The following is a 16,896-nucleotide window of genomic DNA, read 5'->3' as shown; positions in this document are numbered from 1 at the left end:
ACGTCCGGCGACGGTGCGGTCGGCCGGTCAAACGGCGTTCCCTGACAGGGACTTGGCGCAGGCACACGCGTCTCGTCGGCCTCGCCGCACCGCGCCGCCGACCGCGGCCGAGGGCCCTTGGGCCTGGAATTCGGTTGCCCGGCGGCTCGGCGGCATGTCAGCGTCTTCCCCGTACTTGCTGTCGCACCAGTGGAGCAGTCGATGATCTTCCGAAGCGTTCATCCGGTTCAGCGGCCCATGCGGGCCGTCTCGTCCCCGAATGCTTCGGAGTCCTCGTATGCCCACACAGATCACCGCCCTCTCCGTCAGTAAATCCCTGGGCGGCAGGCTCGTCCTCGACTCGGTGACGTGCGCCCTCGCCGCTGGTGAGCGCACCGGGATCGTCGGTGAGAACGGGTCCGGGAAGACCACCCTGCTGCGCCTGCTCGCCGGGCTGGAGCGGCCCGACCAGGGAGCGGTCGTCGTCCACGCCGACGGCGGCGTCGGCTTCCTCCCGCAGGAGGGACGCCTGCCGCCCGGCGCGACCGTGCGGCAGGTCGTCGACCGCGCGCTGGGGGAACTGCGCGCGATCGAGCGGCGGATGCGCCGCCTGGAGGCCGCGATGGCCGACGGCGACACGTCGGGCCTGGCCGAGTACGGCGAGCTGCTGACCGTCTTCGAACTGCGCGGCGGCTACGAGGCCGCCGCCCGCGTGGAGCGCGCCCTGCACGGCCTCGGCCTGGGGGCGCTGGACCACGCCCGCGCGGTGGGCAGCCTGTCCGGCGGCGAGCAGGCCCGGCTGCGCCTGGCGGCCGTGCTGGCGCCGAGCCCGGAGGTGCTGCTGCTGGACGAGCCCACCAACCATCTCGACGACGACGCCCTCGGCTGGCTGGAGGAGCACCTGCGCGCCCGGCAGGGCGCCACGGTGGCGGTCTGCCACGACCGCGTCTTCCTCGAACGCGTGGCCACCAGCCTGCTGGAGGTGGACGCCGACCGGCGCAGCGTGGTCCGGTACGGCGACGGCTACGCCGGCTACCTCGCCGAGAAGGCGGCGGGCCGCCGGCGCTGGGCCCAGGCGCACGCCCAGTGGCAGGACGACGTGGACCGGTTCCGGGAGGCCGCCGCGACCACCGCCCGCCGGGTGGCGCCGGGGCGGCCGATCAAGGACGGCAACAAGATGGCCTACGGCCGGGCGGCGGGCCGCGTGCAGCAGTCGGTGGCCAGCAGGGTGCGCCAGGCCGAGGAACGCCTGCGCCGTCTGCTGGCGGACCCCGTCCCGCCGCCTCCGCAGCCGCTGCGCTTCGCCGCGGTGCTGCGGGCGGACCACGCGCCGGGCGTCGCGCTGGAGGCCGCCGGCGTCAGCGTCCCGGCCCGGCTCGGCCGTACGTCGCTCACGGTCGCCGCCGGGCAGCGCCTGCTGATCACCGGGCCGAACGGAGCGGGCAAGAGCACCTTGCTGGGCGTCCTGGCCGGGGACGTGGCGCCCGGCGGCGGGACCGTCGTCCGCCGGGGCAGGGTCGGCTTCCTCCCGCAGGAGCCGCGGCCCGGCCGACCGGACGACACGCTGCTGGCCGCCTTCGCCCGCGGCCGAGCGGGACACCCGGCCGAGCACGCCGAGCGGCTGCTCTCCCTCGGCCTGTTCGGCCACGACCAGCTCACCGTGCGGGTGGGCGCCCTGTCCACCGGGCAGCGCCAGCGTCTCGCCCTGGCACGGCTGGTCAGCGAACCGTCGGACGTCCTGCTGCTCGACGAGCCCACCAACCATCTCTCCCCCGCCCTCGTCGAGGAGCTGGAAGCTGCCCTGGACGCCTACGACGGCGCCCTGGTGATCGTCAGCCACGACCGCCGCCTGCTCCGCCGCTGGCACGGCGCCCGCCTGACCCTCCACCGAGGTGTGCACTCGCCGCTGCCCGCCGACGCGGCGAGCGGGTGAGTCGCGAGTGCGGGCGCCGGATCTCGTGCCGCAGGAGGTCCAGGAGCGCGGGCCGGGCCGAACCGCTGCGGCGACCGGGCGGGCGGCGCCTCGTAGGGTGGGGGCATGACGGAACTGCCCGCTCGGCGGCTGCTGCTGGTGCACGCGCATCCCGACGACGAGTCGATCAACAACGGTGTGACCATGGCCCGGTACGCGGCCGAGGGCGCTCAGGTGACCCTGGTGACCTGCACCCTGGGGGAGCGGGGCGAGGTCATCCCGCCGGAACTGCGGCACCTGGAGGGCGTCGCGCTCGGGGCCCGTCGGCGGGAGGAGCTGGCCGCGGCGATGGCCGAACTGGGCGTCGCGGACCACCGGCTGCTCGGGGGCGCCGGGCGGTACCAGGACTCCGGCATGACGGGCCTGCCCGACAACGACGACCCGGCCTGCTTCTGGCAGGCCGACCTCGACGAGGCCGCCGAACGCCTCGCCGCCGTGATCCGCGAGGTGCGCCCGCAGGTCCTCGTCACCTACGACGACGGCGGCGGCTACGGCCACCCCGACCACGTCCAGGCCCACCGCGTCGCCTCGCGCGCCGCCGAGCTGGCCGCCGACTCCGCCGTCCGGCCGGACCTCGGGGCGCCCTGGCGGATCGCCCGGGTGTACTGGAACCGGGCGCCCCGCACGGTGGCCGAAGCCGCCTTCGCCCGGCTCCGGGACGACCTGCCCGGCCTGCCGTTCGCCAAGTCGGCGACCGTGGACGACGTGCCCGGCGTCGTCGACGACGCGCGGATCGCCGTGCGCGTGGAGGGCGACCCCGCCCACGCCGCCGCCAAGGCCGCCGCGATGCGCGCCCACGCCACCCAGATCGAGGTCGCCGGACCGTACTTCGCGCTCTCCAACGAACTGGCGCAGCCCCTGTTCGCCGCCGAGTACTACGAACTCGTGCACGGCGACGGCGTGCCGAGCGGCGCCGGCGACCTGTTCGCCGGGCTCGACGAGGAGGCGTCATGACCCCGGCCGCACGGGAGCCGGGACAAGGCTCCCCGCTCGCCCGGCCCTTCGCGCCGCCGACCGCCCGGCGGGCCGCCGCCTACCTGGGGCTGTTCGTGCTGGGCGCGGTGGCCGGCGCCGCGGGCTCGCTGCTTCAGGCCGCCTGGTTCCCCGGCGGGCTGCTGCTGGCCCTCGCCGGGGCCGCCGGGCTGTTCGTCGGCGGGGCGCGGGCCGCCCGCAGCCGCGGCGGGGCGGCGGCGGGGGCGGCCGGCTGGATGGTCGCCGTCGTGCTGCTCACCGCCAGCCGCCCGGAAGGCGACTTCATGTTCGCCGCGGGCGGCGGCTCCTACCTGTTCCTGCTGGGCGGCATGGCCCTCGCTGTGATCTGCGCCACCCTGGTGCGCGGCCGGGAGCAGGGCGCCCGGGACGTCCGGCTTGGCGAATGACGTACCGCTTCTTCCCGGTGTCCTCGTGGGAGTCCGGTGTGGGTTTCCCCGGCGGTCCCGGGAAACCGGCCGGAAGTGGCCAGTATGGTGGTGCGCGCCGCCGAGCCGCCCGCGCAGTGAGGTCGTCACGGACGGCGGAGCCAACCGGGAGAACCTGCCTTGAGTCGTGAAACTGACACTCCGTCCTCCGGGCCCAACGGGCGCGGCGGAGCCGCCTACCCCTCGGGGACCCCGCCGTACGGTGTGCCGGCGACGTCCGGCGACGGCGCGGGCGGGGACCGTCCGGCCGCCCGGCCGGAGGACCGCAAGACCGAGACCACGCTGACGACCCGGATCCGGATCAACATCCCCGGATCGCGGCCGATTCCGCCCGTGGTCATGCGCAAGACCGTCGCGGACGCCGAGTCCGGAAACGACGCCCCGCGCGACGGGGGCGAGGCGTTCGGCGGCGCCGACGGGGCCGCTGACACCGGGAGTTTCGGCAGGGTCGGCCCGAACGGCGAGACCGGCGACGGCGCGCGCGGAGGCGCCGGGACGCCCCCTGACGCCCCGTCCGCCGCCGCACCCGCCGCCGCGGCCGACGAGAAGCCGACCAGCGACTGGTTCGCGCCCCGCAAGCCCCAGGCGGGCAGCGCCCCGCAGGGCGGCGGCCCGTCCAACGGCGCCGGAACGCCCGGCGGTTCGGGAGCGCAGACGAACGGCGCCGGACCGTCCGCGCCCGGTCCGTCCGCGCCGCCGCCCGGCGGTCCGCGCCCGGGTGCCGCCGGGCGCCCCGGCGGCGTGGTCGGCGCCATGAACGCGCCCGGCGGTTCCGGCCGCCCCGGCGGCGGGCTCCCCGGCGCCACCGGCGGCCCCGTCGCCCCGGGCCACGGCGGCGGCACCGGCTCCTTCGACGTGACCGAGGCGCTGAACGCCGGTCCCCGGCCCGGCGGTCCGCGCCCCGGCGACGGCGGCGAGCCGCGCCGCGACGACCTGCCGTTCTTCGCCGACGGCGGCCAGGGCGGCCAAGGCGGCCAGGGCAGTCACGGCGGTCACCGCGTCCCCAACGGTCAGAACGCCCCGAGCGGCCGGAACGGCGGCCCCGGCGCGAGCGGCCCCGGCGTGCCCAACGGGCAGAGCCCCTACGGCGGTCAGGTCCGCCCCGGCGGTCCGGGCGCCCCGAGCGGCCCCGGCGCGCCCGGCGGTCCGGGCGGATCCGGCGTCCCGGGCGTCCCCGGCGCGCCCGGCCTCCCGGGCGGCCCCCAGGGCCCGTCGGGCCCGACCGGCGGCCCGGTGACCGGCGACGGACCCCTCCTGCCGTTCCCCGGCGTCGGATCGGCGGCCGGCCCCCACGCGCCCGGCCCGCACGTGCCCGGCTCCCACGCGTCCGGCCCGCACGGCGCCGGGGTCGGTCTGAGCGACGACACCGCGATCCTCACCCCGCAGAAGCACGCCCCCGAGCCGGGCGCCCCCGGCTACCCCGGCCGCCCGGACAACGTGTCCGGAGACACCGTCACCAGCGGCATGCCCGTGGTGTCCCCCGGCGCCTCGCCGTTCCGGCCGGGCGCCGAGGGCGCCAAGGGCGCCGCCGCGTCACCGGCGCCCAGCCCGGCCGCGCCGGCCGCGAAGAGCGGCGGCTCGGCCAAGGCGGCCAAGAAGAAGGGCCGCAGCAAGCTCGCGCTGCTCGTCGTCGCCGCGGTCGTCGTCGCCGGGCTCGCCTACGGCGCCGGACTGCTGATGAACCACGCCGACGTGCCCAAGGGCACCACCGTGCTGGGCGTCGACGTCGGCGGCGGCACCCGCGACGACGCGGTCAAGAAGCTCGACGACGCCTTCGGCAAGCGGGTGGACGAGCCGCTGAAGCTGTCGGTGGACGGCAAGACCGTCGCGCTGAAGCCGGACCAGGCCGGGCTCCAGCTCGACGCCGAGGCGACCGCCAGCGCGGCCGCGCAGAGCGACTACAACCCCGTCTCCGTGATCGGCTCCCTGTTCGGCAGCCACCGGGTGGTCGAGCCGCAGATGCCGGTCGACGAGGAGAAGCTCCAGGCGGCGCTCCAGAACGCGGCGGGCGGCGCCGCGTCGTCGGCCGACGGCACGATCAGGTTCGAGCCGGGCAAGGCCGTCGCCGTGTACGGCAGGACGGGCCAGGGCATCGACGCCGCCCGCTCGACCCAGGCGGTGGAGCAGGCGTACCGCGCCCAGGTGGAGACCGGCACGGCCGCGGCGGTGCGGATGCCCACCACGACCCGTCGGCCCACGGTGTCGAACGCCGAGGTCGACCGGATGATGAAGCAGTTCGCCCAGCCCGCGATGTCGGGCCTGGTGACGGTCCGCACGGACGCCGCGCACACCGTCGCCTTCAGCCCGCGCAAGTCGCTGTGGAAGTTCCTGCACGTCAAGGCGGTGGACGGCAAGCTCGTGGAGTACTACGACAAGAACGCGCTCAAGCAGCTCTACGGCGGCGCCTTCGACGGGGTGCTCATCGCCCGGGGCACCGGCCAGAAGACGCCGGTCACCGTGGAGGACGTGATCGGCGCCCTGCGCCCGGCCCTGGTCAGCACGACCGACCGGGTGGGCGTCATCGACACCAACCCCAACTAGCGCCAACGCATGCCCCGGAGGCGGCGAGGGCGCCCGGCGCCCCCTCACCGCCTCCGGCGTGCCGCCCCCTTCACCCCGCGTGCCGCCCCCTGGTCACCCGGCGCGTATGACATCTGTCATCCGGCAGTCAGGACCCCCGACACTGCCCTGTCGCCGGTCTGGCGGCCACCATGGAGGGCATGACGACGACAGTGGAGACCTCCACCGCGAACGCCGCCCCGGCGGTGGCGTTCGACCAGGTGACCAAGAGCTACGGCGACGTACGGGCCGTGGACGGGCTGACCCTCGCCCTGTACCCCGGACAGACCGTGGCGCTGCTCGGGCCCAACGGCGCCGGCAAGTCCACCGCGCTCGACCTGCTCCTCGGGCTGAAGCAGCCCGACAGCGGCTCGGTCGCCCTGTTCGGCGCCGGCCCCCGCGAGGCGATCGTCGCCGGTCGCGTCGGCGCCATGCTCCAGAGCGGCGGCCTGATGGACGAGGTCACCGTCGCGGAGCTGGTCAAGCTCGCCTGCGCGCTGCACCCCAAGCGGTACCGGCCCGCCGACGTGCTGGCCCGCGCCGGCGTCTCGCAGATCGCCGACCGCAAGGTCAACAAGCTTTCCGGAGGCCAGGCGCAGCGGGTCCGCTTCGCGCTGGCCACCGTCGGCGACAGCGACCTGATCGTCCTGGACGAGCCGACCACCGGCATGGACGTCTCCGCCCGGCAGGCCTTCTGGTCCACCCTGCGCGAGCAGGCCGACCAGGGCCGTACCGTCCTGTTCGCCACCCACTACCTGGAGGAGGCCGACGCCGTCGCCGACCGGGTGCTGGTGCTGCACCGGGGCCGGCTGCTGGCCGACGGCACCGCCGCCGAGATCAAGGCCAAGGCCGGGGCGCGACGGGTCTCCTTCGACCTGGAGGGCCCGATCGACGAGGCCGCCCTGCGCGACCTGCCCTTCCTCAGCTCCCTCGACGTGAGCGGCCAGACCGTCCGCATCCAGTCCGCCGACGCCGACGCGACCGTGCACGCGCTGTACGGGCTCGGCGTCTTCCCCCGCAACCTCGAAGTCGCCGGGCTCGGGCTCGAGCAGGCGTTCGTCGCCATCACCGAGGCCGAGGAGGCCAAGCAGTCGTGAACAGCCTGATCAAGCTCGAACTCGCCCGCGCCCTGCGCAACCGCAAGTTCCTGTTCTTCTCCGTGCTCTACCCGTCGATCCTGTTCCTGATCATCGCCGGACACGCCGACAGCACGGAGAAGGTCGACGGCACCGGCCTGACCCTGCCGACGTACATGATGGTCTCCATGGCCTCCTTCGGGGCCCTGACCGCCGTGCTCATGGGCAACAGCGAGCGCATCGCCAAGGAGCGCGAGAGCGGGTGGGTGCGCCAGCTCCGGCTGACCAGCCTGCCCGGCCGCGGCTACGTCTTCGCCAAGACCGCCAGCGCCGCCGTGGTCAGCCTGCCGTCCATCGTCGTCGTCTTCGTGGTCGCCGCCGTCGTCAAGCAGGTCCGGCTCGACGCCTGGCAGTGGCTCGCCCTCACCGGCGCCATCTGGGCCGGCAGCCTGGTCTTCGCCGCCCTCGGCGTCGCCATCGGCTACCTCGCCTCCGGGGACGCCGTCCGTCCGATCACGATGATCGTGTACTTCGGCCTGTCGCTGCTCGGCGGCCTGTGGATGCCGACGACCACCTTCCCGCAGTGGCTCCAGAACATCGCCAAGTGGCTGCCCACGCACGCCTACGCCGCGCTGGGCCAGGCCATCGAGCAGAGCCAGACCCCGCACACGAAGGACATCGCCGTCCTGGTGGTCTTCTTCGCCCTGTTCGCGGGCGGCGCGGCCTGGCTGTACCGCAAGGACACGCTGAAGGCGTGAGCGTGATGACCCGCGCCCCCCGCTCCTGCGACGAGTCGGAGCACACGGTGGCCATCGGCCGGCCGCCCCGCGACCGGGGCGAGGCCGTGCGCAAGATGGTCTGGATCCTCCCCTGGCTGGTCTTCCTCAGCTCGCCGGCGCGGGACCTGGTCTCCGGGTCCCACTCGGCGGCGGGCGCCGTCGGCGGCTGGGCGGGCCTGGCGGTCTTCACCGCGACCTATCTCGCTCTGGTCTTCCGGAACATGGGCCGCCCGTTCCCCGAGCCGGTCGTCACCGGCCTGGCCGTCGCGCTCTGGGCCCTCGCCGTCCTCCTGTGCCTCACCCTCGGCCAGGCGTGGACCGGCCTGTTCGTGTATGTCTCGGTGGCCTGCGGGTCGACGGTCGCGCTGAAGACCGCCTACTGGGCGATCCCGCTGACCACCGCGACCATGCTGGGCGTCGGGTACCTCGTCGGCGCCGGCGAGGACTGGAGCCTGCTCCTGCTGGTGCTGCTCGTCGGCTTCGCCATGACCGGCGTACGGCAGCTCGTGCGCACCACGGTCGAGCTGCGCCGGGCCCGCGCCACCGTCGCGCAGCTCGCCGCCAACGAGGAGCGGCTGCGCCTGGCCCGGGACCTGCACGACCTGCTCGGCCACTCGCTCTCCCTGATCACGCTCAAGAGCGAGCTGGCCGGCCGGATGCTCCCCGACCAGCCCGGCAAGGCCGCCCAGCAGGTCGCCGACATCGAACGGGTCAGCCGCCAGGCCCTGGTGGACGTGCGCGAGGCCGTCACCGGCTACCGGCGCCCTCGGCTCGCCGAGGAACTGGCCGGGGCCCAGGTCGCGTTGGCGGCGGCCGGGGTGCGGGCCGAGCTGCCCGAGGGACCCGACCTCTCCGGCGTCCCGGAGGAGAGCGAGTCCGCCCTGGCCTGGGCGCTGCGCGAGGCCGTCACCAACGTCGTCCGGCACAGCGGCGCCCGGCGCTGCGCGGTGGAGGTCGCGCGCCGCCAGACCCTGGACGGCCCGATGCTCGAACTGAGCGTGCAAGACGACGGCGCCGGCGGGGCAGGCGGTGTCGGCGGTGCCGTCGGGGCGCCGGGCAACGGCCTCACCGGCCTCACCGAACGCCTGCACACGGCCGGCGGCACCCTGGAGGCGGGCAGGCAGGGGCGCGGCTTCCGGCTCGTCGCCCGCGCGCCGACGGGCGCCCCGCCGCGCATAGGATCCCCCGCATGAGCAGTCCGATCAGGGTCCTCCTCGCCGAGGACCAGTCGATGGTCCGCGAGGCCCTGGCCGCCCTCCTCGGCCTGGAGGACGACGTCGAGGTCGTCGCCCAGGTCGCACGCGGCGACGAGGTCGTGGCGGCCGCCCGCGCCCACGGCGTGGACGTGGCCCTGCTCGACATCGAGATGCCCGGCTGCACCGGCATCGAGGCCGCCGCCCGGCTCCACCGGGAGCTGCCCGCGGTCAAGCTGGTCGTCCTCACCACCTTCGGCCGCCCCGGCTATCTGCGCAGCGCGATGGAGGCGGGCGCCGACGCGTTCCTGGTCAAGGACGCGCCCGCCGCCCAACTCGCCGAGGCGGTGCGCAAGGTGCTGGCGGGCGAGCGGGTGATCGACCCCACGCTCGCCGCCGCCGCCCTGGCCGAGGGCGCCAACCCGCTCACCGACCGCGAGCGCGAGATCCTGCGCGCCGCGGCCGACGGCGCCACCAACGCCGAGCTGGCGAGGGCGTTACACCTCTCTCAGGGCACGGTCCGCAACTACTTGTCCACCGCGATCCAGAAACTGGCGGTGCGCAACCGGACCGAGGCGGTGCGCATCGCCCGGGAGAAGGGCTGGCTGTAGGGGGCGGGTCCCCGCGCGCCGCGGGTCTCCGCGCGCCGCGGGGCCCGCACGCCGCGGGGCCCGCACGCCGCTCCGCGAAGACGGGGGAGGCGGCGGGCTGAGGCAGGCGCTGAGGCGGTCGGGCAGGTCCGGCAGTCGGTCGGGCGGGTGGTCGGGCCGTCGGGTAGGTCAGGCGGTCGCGGTCGGCTGTCGGACAGGCCGGGCAGGCCGGGCGGGCAGGCGGTCCGGCAGTCGGACAGATCGGGCGGTCGGGGCACACGGCAGGCGCTCAGCCGCTCAGCCGGTCAGCCGGTCAGCCGGTCAGCCGGTCAGCCGGTCAGTTCAGCATCGCCCGCGCCGCCAGCGCCTGTCCCCGCACCTGCCGCGCCGCGGGGCCGTCCACCGCGGCCACCGCCTCGGCGTACGCCTCCAGCTCCCGCGCCCCGGCGGCGAAGTCGCCGCGCTGCACCAGCAACTGCGCCCACTCGTAGCGCAGCCGCGCCGGGTGCGAGGGCAGCAGCAGGGACAGCTCGACGGCCCACAGCGCCACGTCCGAGTGCTCCGGCCGCGCCGCCGCCCACGCCCGGACGTTGTTCAGCACCCGCAGCACCACCTCCAGCGGATCGGCCGGGCGGAGCGTCGAGGGGTGCGGCGGCGCTCCTGTCGCCCCGACGACCAGCAGCTCCGCGTCCGCCCCGGTCAGCACCCTGCCGCCGCCGAACGGATCGGCGAGCACCCGCTCTTCGGCCTCGCCGAACCCGACGACGAAGTGCCCGGGGAGCGCCACCCCGTACACCGGGGCCCCGGCCCGCCGCGCGACCTCCATCCACACCACCGACAGCAGGATGGGCAGCCCGCGCCGCCGCCGCAACACCTCGTGCAGCAGGGAGGACTCCAGCCGTTGGTAGTCCCCGGCCGTGCCGTGGAAGCCGTGCCGCTCGCCGAGCAGTTCGCACAGGGCCCGCGCCCACGCCAGGGGGCCGCCCGGCCGGAACGGCGCCTGCCCGGCCAGCCGGTCCAGCTCCATCTGCGCGGCGTCCAGGCCGGCCTCGTCCAGCGCCCCGTCGGCCGCCGCGCCGACCAGCAGGCACAGCGTGGACAGGTCGGGCCGCTCGGACCGTGCCTCCTCGGCGAACCGCCGACGCAGCGCGGCGGCCCGTTCGGGCGCTGGGGGAGTGGGGGGACGCATGGTGAGACGGGTGCCTTTCACGGTGATTCGGCGGCTCAGGGGAGCGGACAGGGGGCGGCAGCGGGCGCTACGACGGTCTGGGGGCGGGGGAGGCCGGATCGCGGTAGTGGCCGTAGGCATGGTGGGCGGCGAAGCCCAGACCGGCGTAGAGGGCGCGCGCCCCGGCGTTGTCCGCCTCTGCCTGAAGGCAGGCGGCCGAGGCGCCCTCGGTCAGGGCCTGCTGGGCGAGGGCGGCCATGACCGCCGTCGCCAGCCCCTGCCGCCGCCGCGCCGGATCGACTTCCACGGCGGCGAAGGTGGCCCACCGCCCGTCCACGACGCACCGCCCGATCGCGGCGGGCGGCTCACCGGCCGCCGCGCCGGGCGCCGCCGCGAACCACACGGAGGGCCCGCCGCCCAGGACCTTCAGGGCCACCTCGCTCACCCCCTTGCGCTGGTAGCGCGCACGCCACGCCTCGTCGGCCGTGCGGGACAGCACGACCCCGGCGCCCTCGGCCCGGTCCGCGACCGGCGCGAGCGCCCCGATCCACAGCTCGGCGGTCACCTCGCATACCCAGCCGCGCCGCTCCAGCTCCGCCCAGAGCGGTTCCTCTCCGCCCTCGGCCTCGGCTTCGGTGTCGGCGGCGGCCTGGACATACGCGGGCAGCCCGCGTTCGCCATACCAGCGTCGTACGGCGGACAGCGCCTCGTCGAGCGGAAGGCCCGGATCGCCGAGCGGCAGCACGGAGTTGGCCCGCCGGGTGAACCCGGAGGCGGCGCGCAGCTCCCAGCCGCCCAGCCGCTCGCTCTCGACCGGCGGCCACGCCCGCGCGGCCACCCGCGTCAGCTCCTCGCGCGTCGCCGCGGGTCCACGGCGACGCGCCCGGACGGCGGGCACCACCTTCCCCGCGACCAGCGAGGACTCGGCTATCCGGACGGACTCGCCGCCCCGGCGCGTGATCAGCAGCACTCCGTCGTCCCATGATGTGAGAACACCGACCGTGTCGGTGAACTTCTCACCCATTCCGCGAGCGTCCCCCAAGCGCCGTACAGAGACCCGTTTTCCCACGTCAGCAGCGGTGATACGGACTTCGTAGCGTCCTGCCGACGAGATTTCCACTGGTCAGTTCACCCCTGCTGTTCGGATCATGTCCCGGAACGGAGATACTAGGGGCGGGCATCGACGACGCCGCGCTCCCGCGCGCCAGGCGGCGGAGCCTGAGGAGGCCCGCCGGCGCCCTATCGAGGAGGAACGACAGCGTGACCTACGTCATCGCGCAGCCTTGTGTCGACGTGAAGGACAAGGCGTGCATCGAAGAGTGCCCGGTCGACTGCATCTACGAGGGCAAGCGGTCCTTGTACATCCACCCGGACGAATGCGTCGACTGCGGCGCCTGTGAACCGGTCTGCCCGGTCGAGGCCATCTTCTACGAGGACGACACGCCGGAGGAGTGGAAGGACTACTACAAGGCGAACGTCGAGTTCTTCGACGAGCTGGGCTCCCCCGGCGGCGCCAGCAAGCTGGGGCAGATCGAGCGCGACCACCCCGTCGTCGCCGCGCTGCCGCCGCAGGGCGAGTAGCACGCACGCGGCCCGCGCCGCGCCGCCTCGGTCCCGTACGGCCTGATCGCCCCGATCGCCGCCGCACGGGACCGAGGCGTTTTCCGCACCGACGAAAGTGAGCCAGCAACCGTGTCCGCAGTCTCCGACCGGCTCCCCGTCTTCCCCTGGGACAAGCTGGAGCCTTACAAGAAGAAGGCAGCGGCCCATCCGGACGGCGTCGTCGACCTGTCGGTCGGCACCCCGGTCGACCCGGTCCCCGACCTGATCCAGAAGGCCCTCGTCGACGCGGCGGACTCGCCGGGCTATCCGACGGTCTGGGGAACCCCGGCGCTGCGCGACGCGATCACCGGCTGGACGGAGCGCCGCCTCGGCGCCCGGGGCGTCACCCACCGCCACGTCCTGCCGATCGTCGGCTCCAAGGAACTGGTCGCCTGGCTCCCCACCCAGCTCGGTCTCGGCCCCGGCGACAGGGTCGCCTTCCCGCGCCTGGCCTACCCGACCTACGAGGTCGGCGCCCGGCTGGCCCGCGCGGACCACGAGGTCTACGACGACCCCACCGACCTGGACCCGGCGGGTCTGAAGCTGCTGTGGCTCAACTCGCCCTCCAACCCGACCGGCGAGGTGCTGCCCAAGGAGGAGCTGAGGCGGATCGTCGCCTGGGCCCGCGCGCACGGCGTCCTGGTCTTCTCCGACGAGTGCTACGTGGAGCTGGGCTGGGACGCCGACCCGGTCTCCGTCCTGCACCCCGACGTGAACGGCGGCTCCTTCGACGGCCTCGTCGCCGTCCACTCGCTGTCCAAGCGCTCCAACCTCGCCGGTTACCGTGCCGCCTTCCTGGCCGGCGATCCGGCGGTGCTCGGCCCGCTCCTGGAGATCCGCAAGCACGGCGGCATGATGACCTCGGCGCCCACCCAGGCGGCCGTCGCGGCGGCTCTGGGCGACGACGCCCACGTGCACGTGCAGCGCGAGCGCTACGCCGCCCGGCGCGCCCTGCTGCGCGAGGCCCTGCTCGGGCACGGCTTCCGCATCGAGCACAGCGAGGCCAGCCTCTACCTGTGGGCGACCCGCGACGAGCCCTGCTGGGACACCGTGGCCCACCTCGCCGAGCGCGGCATCCTGGTGGCCCCGGGCGACTTCTACGGCCCGGCCGGGGAGCGGCACGTCCGGGTCGCGCTGACGGTCACGGACGAGCGGGTGGCGGCGGCCGTACGGCGGCTGTGACGCCCGCGCGCGTCCCCTGACACCGGGCGGGGTCCGGCGCCCGGCCCCGGACCCCGCCCGCGCGTGCGGAACGGTCAGCTAGGCGTCGACCGCGGCGGCCGCGTCCGGGGGCCCCGCGCGTGCGGAGCGGTCCCAGTCCGCGCTCTGGGCGGGGGACGGCCAGGGTGGGCCCTTGGGGGCCCCGCCCTGCGCGTGCGGAGCCGTCAGCCGCCCAGCGGGAGGCTCTGGGACGGCAGGCTCTGGGTCGGCAGGCTCTGCGTGGGCAGGCTCTGCGCAGGCAGATCGCCCTTCGGCGCCGTCTTGGCGGCGCCGCCGACGAGGCCCGCGGCGGACCCCGTCGCGTCGCCCGCGGCCTTCTGGGCCACCGGCGTCGCCTGCTGCACTGCCTTGCCGCCGGTCGTCCCCACGGCCGGCACGGCCTGCTCGACGGTCTTGCCGCCGGTCGTGCCCGTGACCGGCGCAGCCTGCTGCACGGTCTTGCCGCCGGTGTCGCCCGCGACCCCGGTGACGTGCTGCGCCGCGCCGTCCACAGCGGCGCCGACGCCCGCCCCGTCAGGAGCGGTCACGCCGCCCAGGTTCGGGGCGGCAGGCAGCTCGGGGGCGGCGCTGGCGGCGCCGGCCGCACCGACCCCGGCGGCCGCCCCGGCGGCGACGAGCAGCGCGGCACGGGCGATCCGGCGGGTCAGGGGGAGGGACATGGTGCTCCTTCGACGGGAGAGGGCGATGACGTGTCCGACCGCTCCCGGCGGGCGGCGGCCGCCTCGGGCGGAGGCCGCCGATCCCGGCCGGGCTCGGACGCAGTGACTGACGCACTGACTACCGCTCGAAGCGTGCGAAGGTTGCGGCGGCCTCCCATAAAGAGTTGGCAATGCGTCGCATTATCAGGTGGGTCCACAAACGGACGAACGACGTATGCCCGGTGGGCCTGCTGAATCCTTACGGCGCCGCGTTCCCAAGGGCGGGAGCGATCACGACGGGAGGATCCCTGACCCCGTGCGCCCCGACCGTCCCGGGCGCCGGGCGCAACCCCGGCGAGTGGCGGCCCGTACGGGTGTGCGGCGGCTGCTCCGGGGCGTTACCGCCCCGCGGTGATGCGGACCGAGGTCGCCCCCGGGCCGCCGGCCGCGTCGCCGTTCTTCCCGTCCGCCGGGCGCCAGCCGCCGTCGAAGACTCCGGCGGACCACTGCCGTCCGGCGAACGCGACGCTCTCGATGTGCAGCGCGGAGGCGTTGGCCACCGCCCAGTGCGCCAGTTGCCAGCCGCGCTGCCGCGCGTCGCCGCCGCGCGCGCCGCCCTTGGCGCCCGAAGCGCCCGCGGTGGAGCGCACCGGAAGCGTCACCGTCCGCCCGTCCGCCCCGGCGGACCCGTCCGCCCCAGCAGCTCCAGTCGCCCCGGCAGCCCCAGCCGACCCGCTCGGCGAAGGCCGCCCCGCCGCGCGGCCGCCCGCCTGCGCGCCGGTCTGCTCCAGCACCTGGCGCCCGAAGTCGCGCACCAGCGCGGCCCGTACCGCGTCCGGACCGGTGGCGCGGGCGGCGCCGGGACGGCCCTGGCAGGTGAGAGCGCCGCCCGCGCGCCCGGTGAGCGCGGCGGACAGCAGGGCGGCGTCCGGCTCGTGCTTGGCGTACGCCTCCGGGAAGCCGCTGCGCTGCACCCGCTGCGCGGCCACGGTGAGCGGCAGTCCCGCGTAGTCGGGGACCTTGGCCAGGTGCTGGTAGAAGACGCCCGCCGCGTACGCCGGGTCCATGATCTGCTCCGGGGCGCCCCAGCCCTGCGAGGGCCGCTGCTGGAACAGGCCGAGGGAGTCCCGGTCGCCGTGCCCGACGTTGCGCAGGCCCGACTCCTGGAGCGCGGTCGCCAGCGCGATGGTCACCGCCCGCTCGGGCATGCCGCGCCCGGTGCCGACGGCCGCGATCGTCGCCGCGTTCACCGCCTGCTCGGGGGTGAACTCGTAGGAGGCGCCGTGGCCGTCGGCGGAGACGACCTTGCAGCCCGGCGCGCCCGCGCCGCCCGTCAGGTATTGCACCACGAGGTACCCCGCGACCGCGAGCAGGACGGTCAAGGCCGCCCCGATCCTCAGGAGGCGGCCTCGACGCTTCGGAGTGAGGGACGGCTCTGGCACGCGTACAAGGTACTTGAGGCCGCCGGGGCCGCCGAGCCGGGTGTTGGCGACCGCTCAGGGGTGACCGGGAGGCGGCGCGCGGCGGCCGGCGCCGGGGGGCGGAGGTTAGGGTCGAGGCCATGGCCGACACCTCGCTGGACCTCACGCTGGACGCCGCGCGGCTGACCGCGCGACTCGTCGACTTCCCCTCGGAGAGCGGCACGGAGAAGCCGCTCGCCGACGCGATCGAGGACGCGCTGCGCGGCCTGCCGCACCTGACGGTCGACCGTCTCGGCAACAACGTCGTCGCCCGCACGGCTCTCGGCCGCCCCGAACGCGTGATCCTGGCCGGTCACATCGACACCGTCCCGATCGCCGGAAACGTCCCCTCCCGGCTCGACGAGGACGGCGTGCTGTGGGGCTGCGGCACGTGCGACATGAAGTCCGGCGTCGCCGTGCAACTGCGCATCGCGGCCACGGTCCCCGCCCCCAACCGCGACCTGACCTTCGTCTTCTACGACAACGAGGAGGTCGCCGCCGAGCTGAACGGCCTCGGGCACGTCGCCGAGGCCCGCCCGGAGTGGCTGGCGGGCGACTTCGCCCTCCTCCTCGAACCCTCCGACGGCGAGGTCGAGGGCGGCTGCCAGGGCACCCTGCGCGTGCTGCTGAAGACCAAGGGCGAGCGGGCGCACTCCGCGCGGAGCTGGATGGGCGCCAACGCCGTGCACGCCGCCGCGCCGATCCTGGGGCGGCTGGCCGCGTACGAGCCGCGCAACCCGGTCATCGACGGCCTGGAGTACCGCGAGGGCCTCAACGCGGTCGGCGTCTCGGGCGGGGTCGCGGGCAACGTCATCCCCGACGAGTGCGTGGTCGCCGTCAACTACCGCTACGCCCCGGACCGCACGGAGGAGGAGGCGGTCGCCCACGTCCGCGAGGTCTTCGCGGACTGCGGGGTCGAGGAGTTCGTGGTCGACGACCACAGCCCCGGCGCGCTGCCCGGCCTCGGCCACCCGGCCGCCGCGGCGTTCGTCGAGGCCGTCGGCGCCGTCCCGCGGCCCAAGTTCGGCTGGACGGACGTGTCGCGCTTCTCGGCCCTGGGCGTCCCGGCGGTCAACTACGGCCCCGGCAACCCGCTCCTGGCCCACAAGCGGGACGAGCGGGTGGACACGGCCATGATCCTCGCGGGCGAGGAGCGGCTGCGGCGCTGGCTGACCGGCTGACGAGCTGACCGGCTGACCGGACTGATCGGCTGACAGCCCGGCCGCGGGGGCCTCGGCCGC

15 protein-coding genes are annotated in these 16,896 nt (G+C 75.6%); 11 read left to right on the top strand and 4 right to left on the bottom strand.

Annotated elements, in window-relative coordinates; translation table 11 throughout:
• The first annotated feature begins 277 nt into the window (after positions 1-277).
• The 8 genes from ABZ861_RS01345 to ABZ861_RS01310 all read left to right on the top strand — a co-directional run bounded on the left by ABZ861_RS01345 (position 278) and on the right by ABZ861_RS01310 (position 9,587).
• A complete protein-coding gene (locus tag ABZ861_RS01345; protein ID WP_361621691.1) occupies positions 278-1,912 on the top strand; it encodes an ABC-F family ATP-binding cassette domain-containing protein in 1,635 nt (544 codons plus the stop codon).
• Between the two features lie 105 nt (positions 1,913-2,017).
• Entirely contained in the window at positions 2,018-2,905 is an 888-nt protein-coding gene (gene mshB, locus ABZ861_RS01340; RefSeq protein WP_361621688.1) for an N-acetyl-1-D-myo-inositol-2-amino-2-deoxy-alpha-D-glucopyranoside deacetylase, read from the top strand.
• Entirely contained in the window at positions 2,902-3,330 is a 429-nt protein-coding gene (locus ABZ861_RS01335) for a DUF6113 family protein (protein WP_361621685.1), read from the top strand. Before mshB ends, ABZ861_RS01335 begins: the two co-directional genes overlap by 4 nt.
• 159 nt (positions 3,331-3,489) lie before the next feature.
• Entirely contained in the window at positions 3,490-5,910 is a 2,421-nt protein-coding gene (locus tag ABZ861_RS01330; RefSeq protein WP_361621682.1) for a hypothetical protein, read from the top strand.
• 179 nt (positions 5,911-6,089) lie between these two features.
• Positions 6,090-7,025, top strand: coding sequence for an ABC transporter ATP-binding protein (locus ABZ861_RS01325; protein WP_361621679.1), 936 nt, complete (start codon positions 6,090-6,092; stop codon positions 7,023-7,025).
• A complete protein-coding gene (locus ABZ861_RS01320) occupies positions 7,022-7,762 on the top strand; it encodes an ABC transporter permease (RefSeq protein WP_361621676.1) in 741 nt (246 codons plus the stop codon). Before ABZ861_RS01325 ends, ABZ861_RS01320 begins: the two co-directional genes overlap by 4 nt.
• A gap of 5 nt (positions 7,763-7,767) precedes the next feature.
• Positions 7,768-8,976 (top strand): histidine kinase, encoded by a 1,209-nt coding sequence (locus ABZ861_RS01315; protein ID WP_361622432.1) that lies wholly within the window; start codon positions 7,768-7,770, stop codon positions 8,974-8,976.
• The gene (locus ABZ861_RS01310; protein ID WP_361621673.1) at positions 8,973-9,587 is read left to right on the top strand and encodes a response regulator transcription factor; all 615 of its coding nucleotides are present in this window, start codon (positions 8,973-8,975) and stop codon (positions 9,585-9,587) included. The genes ABZ861_RS01315 and ABZ861_RS01310 overlap by 4 nt, the downstream gene beginning before the upstream one ends.
• Positions 9,588-9,903: 316 nt before the next feature.
• On the opposite strand, the gene ABZ861_RS01305 is transcribed toward ABZ861_RS01310, so the two are convergent.
• Together ABZ861_RS01305 and ABZ861_RS01300 are read right to left on the bottom strand one after the other, a co-directional pair.
• On the bottom strand, positions 9,904-10,755 hold the full coding sequence (locus tag ABZ861_RS01305; RefSeq protein WP_361621670.1) for a transglutaminase-like domain-containing protein: 852 nt from the start codon (positions 10,753-10,755) through the stop codon (positions 9,904-9,906).
• A 67-nt stretch (positions 10,756-10,822) separates the two neighbouring features.
• The gene (locus ABZ861_RS01300; protein ID WP_361621668.1) at positions 10,823-11,854 is read right to left on the bottom strand and encodes a GNAT family N-acetyltransferase; all 1,032 of its coding nucleotides are present in this window, start codon (positions 11,852-11,854) and stop codon (positions 10,823-10,825) included.
• 140 nt (positions 11,855-11,994) lie between these two features.
• Between ABZ861_RS01300 and fdxA the strand changes: the two genes are divergently transcribed.
• A complete protein-coding gene (gene fdxA, locus ABZ861_RS01295) occupies positions 11,995-12,315 on the top strand; it encodes a ferredoxin (RefSeq protein WP_361621665.1) in 321 nt (106 codons plus the stop codon).
• Between the two features lie 111 nt (positions 12,316-12,426).
• Positions 12,427-13,518, top strand: a complete 1,092-nt coding sequence (locus tag ABZ861_RS01290; RefSeq protein ID WP_361621662.1) for a bifunctional succinyldiaminopimelate transaminase/glutamate-prephenate aminotransferase — start codon at positions 12,427-12,429, stop codon at positions 13,516-13,518.
• Between the two features lie 203 nt (positions 13,519-13,721).
• Here the strand turns inward: ABZ861_RS01290 and ABZ861_RS01285 are convergent, their stop codons facing one another.
• Positions 13,722-14,216, bottom strand: coding sequence for an ATP-binding protein (locus ABZ861_RS01285; RefSeq protein WP_361621659.1), 495 nt, complete (start codon positions 14,214-14,216; stop codon positions 13,722-13,724).
• Between the two features lie 377 nt (positions 14,217-14,593).
• The gene (locus ABZ861_RS01280) at positions 14,594-15,637 is read right to left on the bottom strand and encodes a heavy metal transporter (RefSeq protein WP_361621656.1); all 1,044 of its coding nucleotides are present in this window, start codon (positions 15,635-15,637) and stop codon (positions 14,594-14,596) included.
• Positions 15,638-15,756: 119 nt separating this feature from the next.
• Here ABZ861_RS01280 and dapE point away from each other — a divergent pair, with 119 nt between their 5' ends.
• Positions 15,757-16,836 (top strand): succinyl-diaminopimelate desuccinylase, encoded by a 1,080-nt coding sequence (gene dapE, locus ABZ861_RS01275; RefSeq protein WP_361621653.1) that lies wholly within the window; start codon positions 15,757-15,759, stop codon positions 16,834-16,836.
• Positions 16,837-16,896: the final 60 nt, after the last annotated feature.

This window comes from Streptomyces sp. NPDC046985, assembly GCF_040644415.1.
GTDB lineage: Bacteria > Actinomycetota > Actinomycetes > Streptomycetales > Streptomycetaceae > Streptomyces.
The sequence above is the reverse complement of the archived record's forward strand: the minus strand, read 5'-3'. Positions and strand labels throughout refer to the sequence as shown.